This window comes from Streptomyces sp. NPDC055140, assembly GCF_053607285.1.
Genome location: NZ_JBSGTG010000214.1, coordinates 1 through 1,139, shown reverse-complemented (window position 1 = coordinate 1,139; position 1,139 = coordinate 1). Strand labels below are relative to the sequence as shown.

Sequence of the window (1,139 nt, the reverse complement as noted above, 5' to 3'; positions counted from 1 at the left end):
CTAGTGTTCTGAGTCAGGAATTCTGTTCAGATGTGTAGGCTTGCTCCATGGCGCGGACGGGGCGGCCGAAGGCCGAGTTGACACTGTCGGACGAGGAACGGGCCGCACTCGAGGGATGGGTGCGGCGACGTTCCACGCCGCAGGCGTGGGCTCTGCGGTGTCGGATCATCCTGGCCTGCGCGGAGGGCGCCTCGAACAAGGATGTGGCTGCTCAACTCGGTTCCACACCTCATGCGGTGGGGCGCTGGCGGGCCCGGTTCGTGCAGTACCGGATCGCCGGTCTGGGTGACATGCCACGTCCGGGCGGCCCCAGGACGGTGACGGACGACCAGGTCGCCGAAGTGGTCGCCAAGACGCTGCAATCCACACCGAAGAACGCAACGCATTGGTCGACTCGGTCGATGGCGAAAGAGTTGGGCCTCTCGCAGTCGTCGGTGTCACGGATCTGGAGGGCATTCGGCCTTCAACCGCACCGGTCGGAGACCTTCAAGCTGTCCACTGATCCGTACTTCGTCGACAAGGTCCACGACGTCGTCGGTCTCTACCTGGACCCGCCCGAGCGTGCCCTGGTGTTCTGCGTCGACGAGAAATCGCAGATCCAGGCCCTGGACCGGTCCCAGCCCGTGCTGCCGATGATGCCCGGGGTCCCCGAGCGGACCACCCACGACTACGTCCGTGCCGGCACCACCACACTGTTTGCCGCCCTCGAGGTCGCCACCGGCAAAGTGATCGGCTCCCTGCACCGCCGACACAGGGCCGAAGAGTTCAAGAAGTTCCTGATCAAGCTCGACAAAGAGGTGCCTGCCGGCCTCGACGTTCACCTCATCTGCGACAACTACGCCACCCACAAGACACCCGCCATCAAGAAGTGGTTGCTGGTCCACCCCCGATTCCACCTGCACTTCACACCAACCGGCTCGTCCTGGCTCAACCTCGTCGAGCGATGGTTCGCCGAACTGACCAACAAACAGATACGGCGAGGCGTCCACAAGTCCGTCCAGGCCCTCGAGAAGGACATCCGCAACTGGATCGCCGCCTGGAACACCGATCCCAAGCCCTACGTCTGGACCAAGACTGCAGACGAGATTCTCGAACGCCTCGCCAGTTATCTGAACAGAATTCCTGACTCAGAACACTAG

At 63.0% G+C, this 1,139-nt stretch carries 1 protein-coding gene; it reads left to right on the top strand.

What is annotated here, in order from left to right:
* Nucleotides 1-47 precede the first annotated feature (47 nt).
* The gene (locus ACWFR4_RS49105) at nt 48-1,139 is read left to right on the top strand and encodes an IS630 family transposase (protein ID WP_453658527.1); all 1,092 of its coding nucleotides are present in this window, start codon (nt 48-50) and stop codon (nt 1,137-1,139) included.

Coding starts and splice junctions, on each gene's coding strand:
- ACWFR4_RS49105 (WP_453658527.1), top strand. CDS start 48: ATGGCGCGGACGGGGCGGCCGAAGGCCGAGTTGACACTGTCGGACGAG.